The organism is Comamonas sp. B-9 (assembly GCF_000410635.1).
GTDB lineage: Bacteria > Pseudomonadota > Gammaproteobacteria > Burkholderiales > Burkholderiaceae_C > Comamonas.
Map to the genome: position 1 here is coordinate 1 of NZ_APCR01000572.1, position 4,000 is coordinate 4,000.

The 4,000-nt window shown below is 66.0% G+C and carries 4 protein-coding genes and 1 pseudogene; 3 read left to right on the forward strand and 2 right to left on the reverse strand.

Going from position 1 to position 4,000, the window contains the following annotated elements; translation table 11 throughout:
* On the reverse strand, positions 1-393 hold a 393-nt coding region (locus H928_RS0105730), incomplete at its 3' end, for a helix-turn-helix domain-containing protein (RefSeq protein ID WP_027010595.1).
* A 158-nt stretch (positions 394-551) separates the two neighbouring features.
* Here H928_RS0105730 and H928_RS0105735 point away from each other — a divergent pair.
* Complete coding sequence (locus H928_RS0105735; RefSeq protein WP_021025642.1) at positions 552-1,601, forward strand: fumarylacetoacetate hydrolase family protein; 1,050 nt, start codon at positions 552-554, stop codon at positions 1,599-1,601.
* A gap of 80 nt (positions 1,602-1,681) precedes the next feature.
* Here H928_RS0105735 and H928_RS0105740 read toward each other — a convergent pair whose 3' ends face one another.
* Positions 1,682-2,128: a MarR family winged helix-turn-helix transcriptional regulator gene (locus H928_RS0105740; protein ID WP_021025643.1), complete on the reverse strand. Its 447-nt coding sequence runs from the start codon at positions 2,126-2,128 to the stop codon at positions 1,682-1,684.
* A gap of 194 nt (positions 2,129-2,322) precedes the next feature.
* Here H928_RS0105740 and hmgA point away from each other — a divergent pair, with 194 nt between their 5' ends.
* Together hmgA and H928_RS0105750 are read left to right on the forward strand one after the other, a co-directional pair.
* Positions 2,323-3,633 (forward strand): homogentisate 1,2-dioxygenase, encoded by a 1,311-nt coding sequence (gene hmgA, locus H928_RS0105745; protein WP_027010593.1) that lies wholly within the window; start codon positions 2,323-2,325, stop codon positions 3,631-3,633.
* Positions 3,634-3,717: 84 nt separating this feature from the next.
* A pseudogene (locus H928_RS0105750) lies at positions 3,718-4,000 on the forward strand (fumarylacetoacetase); the annotation flags it as partial.

Consider the following 4,000-nt stretch of genomic DNA (forward strand, 5'->3'; position numbering starts at 1 on the left):
GCGCAGGTGGCCGGTGGTGCCGTGCGGCGGCTCCTCCCAGTGCACGATGGTGGCGCCATGGTTGCCCCAGACGGCCAGCGCCACCGTGTGGCCCAGGCGGTCGAGCCAATCGGGTATGCGCTCGCGCGCCAGCCGCACTGCATCGCTGCGGCGCAGCGCCGCCAGCCCCAGCTGCAAGGCCATCGGGCCCAGGTCGTAGCGCGAGGTGGCCGCCTCCTGTTTGACCAGGCCGCTGCGCTGGTAGCTCACCAGATAACGGTGGGCCTTGGCTGCCGGCATCGCAGCGGCCTGCGCCAGGTCTTTGAGCGCCAGCGGGCCTTGGGCCTCCACCAGCGCTTGCAACAGCGCAAATCCCACCTCGACTGACTGAATGCCTGCACGATCCTTGTCCATGGCGCTAGTTTAAGGTATTCTAAATAAAGGAATGCATTTCACTAATCGTAATTTCACGCTGCAAGGCGTGCATTGCGATAGGCACAAGCAGCGTGGCAAGCGCCCAGCCTGGGGCCAATCTGGCACGATAGAGGCATGTTTGACTGTGAGACACCGGTATGAAGCTTGCAAGCTATAAAGACGGATCGCGCGACGGCCAGCTGGTCGTCGTCTCGCGCGACCTGCGCACGGCCCATTACGCCTCCGGGATCGCGCACCGCCTCCAGCAGGTGCTCGACGACTGGTATTTCTACGCCCCCCAGCTGCAGGACCTGTACGACGCGCTCAATGCCGACCGCGCGCGCCACAGCTTTGACTTCAACCCCGCCCAGTGCATGGCACCGCTGCCACGCGCCTACCAGTGGCTCTGCGGCGCCGCCTACCTGAGCCATGTGGCCTTGCTGCGCCAGGCACCGGGTGAGGACTTGCCCGCGGCGCTGAAGACCGATCCCTTGGTCCACCAGGGCGCGGGCGACGCCTTCATCGGCCCCTGTGACGACATCGTCGTGGCGAGCGAGGCCATGGGCATTGATTTCTCGGCCGAGCTCGCCGTCATCACCGGCGATGTGAAGCAGGACAGCAGTCCCGAAGATGCGCTCGACAGCGTGCGCCTGCTGATGCTGGCCAATCCGTTGAGCCTGCGCCAGCTGGAAGCCGCTGAACGCGACAAGGGCGCGGGCCTGGTGCAGAGCAAGCCGGTGACGGCCTTCAGCCCGGTGGCCATCACCCCCGATGAACTGGGCGATGCCTGGCGCGGCGGCAAGGTGCACCTGGCCTTGCAGACCAGCTGGAACGGCCGCAAGGTCGGCATGTGCGATGCGGGCCCGGAGATGGGTTTTCACTTTGGCCAGCTGATCGCCCATGCCGCCAAGACGCGCCACCTGCGCGCCGGCACCGTGCTGGGCAGCGGCACCGTCAGCAACAGCGGCGCCGAGAAGCACGGCCGCATGGACTGGCCCAAGGGCTATGGCTGCATCGCCGAAAAGCGCAGCATGGAAGTGCTGCAAAAAAGCAAGACCACCACCGGCTTCATGCAGTTTGGCGACACGGTGCGCATCGAGATGAAGGGCAAGGACGGCCACAGCCTGTTTGGTGCGATTGACCAGAGTTTGGCCTCGCTCTACCAGACGCAGGCCGATGCCGTGGCCGAGCCGGAGGCCGCTGCATGATCGCCAGGCTGTATGCCTGCCAGCGGCGGCGCAAGCCGCTGCGGCGCCGTGCATGCAGCCCTGCGGGCCGCAGGGCCGCGCTACTCGGGCAGGCTGGTCTGGCGCGCGTGCTGCAGCAGGCGGTCGAGCAGCACGCTGAGCTGCTCCCGCTCGTCGATGGTCAGCGCCGAGAGAATCTCTTCATTGCGGCGGGCGATGACCACCATGACCTTCTCCCAGCACTCGCAGCCCTTGGGCGTGAGGCTGAGCACCACGCCGCGCCCATCGACTTCGCTGGCCTGCTTGAGCACCAGGCCCTGCTCGACCAGCGCCTGGGTGGAGCGGCTGGCCTGGGCCTTGTTCAGGTTGGCGCGCATCGCCAGGTCATTGACCGACAGGGGATGGAACGCGCCAATCGCTGCCAGGCAGCGGGCCTCGCTGATAGGAATGCCCACCTCCTCCTCGTACACCATCTGGGTGGTGCGGTCGGTGACTTTGGCCAGTGCATGCAGGCGGTGGGTATAGGTACGGTCCAGCGGCGTGTTCAACGCGTCTCCTTGGTTTTGTATCAATGCTGGCTGGGAAAACAGCTACCGCGACTATGTCACGGAGCCCCGCTTTGCGGAAGCGCCCAGGGCACGCCCACGTCCAGTATTTTCCCTAGGGATTCCTAGTGATCGCTTCACCGCCAGGTCCGCACGGCCGGCGCACCCGCCCCAACAACGACTGAAAGGAGACATGCATGCGCAGTTTGAACGCCGAGCCCCGGCACTATATGACAGGTTTTGCCAATGAATGGGCGACCGAGGCCGAGCCGGGGGCGCTGCCCGTGGGGCGCAATTCGCCGCAGGTCGCGCCGCTGGGCTTGTATGCCGAGCAGTTGTCGGGCACAGCCTTTACCGCGCCACGCCACAGCAACCGCCGCAGCTGGCTCTACCGCATCCGCCCCGGCGCCATGCATGAGCCCTTCGCGCCGCTGGCCCTGCCGCGCTGGAAAAGCCATGTCACCGGCGGCTTTGACGAGGTGCCCACGCCCCCCAACCAGCTGCGCTGGGATCCGCTGCCGCTGCCCGATGCGCCCTGCGATTTTCTGCAGGGCATCGTCAGCATGGGCGGCAACGCCGCCTGCGGCATCCACCTGTACGCGGCCAACCGCAGCATGGAAGGGCGCTATTTCTACAACGCCGATGGCGAGCTGCTGATCGTGCCCCAGCAAGGGCGCCTGCAGATTGCCACCGAGCTGGGGACCTTGGAGGTCGAGCCGCAAGAGATCTGCGTGGTGCCCCGGGGGGTGCGCTTTGCCGTGACCTTGCTTGACGGCACCGCACGCGGCTATATCTGCGAAAACTACGGCGAGCTGCTCAAGCTGCCTGACCTGGGCGTGATCGGCTCCAACGGCCTGGCCAACCCGCGTGATTTCCAGACGCCGGTCGCCGCCTATGAGGACAAGGAGGGCGACTTTGAGCTGGTGGCCAAGCTGCGCGGCCACTTCTGGTCGGCGCGCATCGGCCACTCGCCCCTCGATGTGGTGGCCTGGCATGGCAACTACGCGCCCTACAAATACGATCTGCGCCGCTTCAACACCATCGGCTCGATCAGCTACGACCACCCCGATCCGTCGATCTTTCTGGTGTTGCAGTCGCCCACCTCCCTGCCCGGCGTGGATGCGCTGGACTTTGTCATCTTCCCGCCGCGCGTGCTGGTGGCGCAGGACACCTTCCGTCCACCCTGGTTCCACCGCAATTTCGCCAGCGAGTTCATGGGCCTGATCGAAGGCGCCTACGACGCCAAGGCCGAGGGCTTTGTGCCCGGCGGCGCCTCTTTGCACAACTGCATGAGCGGCCACGGGCCCGATGCCGACACCTTCGACAAAGCCAGCAAGGCCGACACGCACAAGCCGCACTACATCGACAACACGATGGCCTTTATGTTCGAGACCCCCGCCGTCATCCAGCCCACCGCCTATGCGCTGGAGACGGTGCAGCTCCAGCACGAGTACTACCGCTGCTGGCAAGGGCTGCAAAAGCATTTCAAGCCGCAAGGTAAGGCCTAAGGCCGCCGAGGCCACTGAGACTGAACCGCAGCGGGCACACAACGCAGATGCGCCCGCTGCAACCCCACTTGGAGACATCAACGCATGACCCTGCTCAACGAAACCCATGACCCCGCGCTGCAAAGCTGGGTTCCTAGCGCCCAGGCCGCTGGCAGCGATTTCCCGCTGCAGAACCTGCCCTTTGCCAGCTTTCGCCGCCAAGGCAGCCAGCAAGCCTGGCGCGGCGGCGTCGCCATTGGCGACCAGATTGTCGACCTGCAGGCGCTGGCCGCCAGCGGCAGCCTGAGCGGCGATGCGCAGCGCGCCGCCGAGGCGGGTGCTCAGACCTCGCTCAACGCCCTGATGGCGCTGGGCCCCCAGGCCTGGA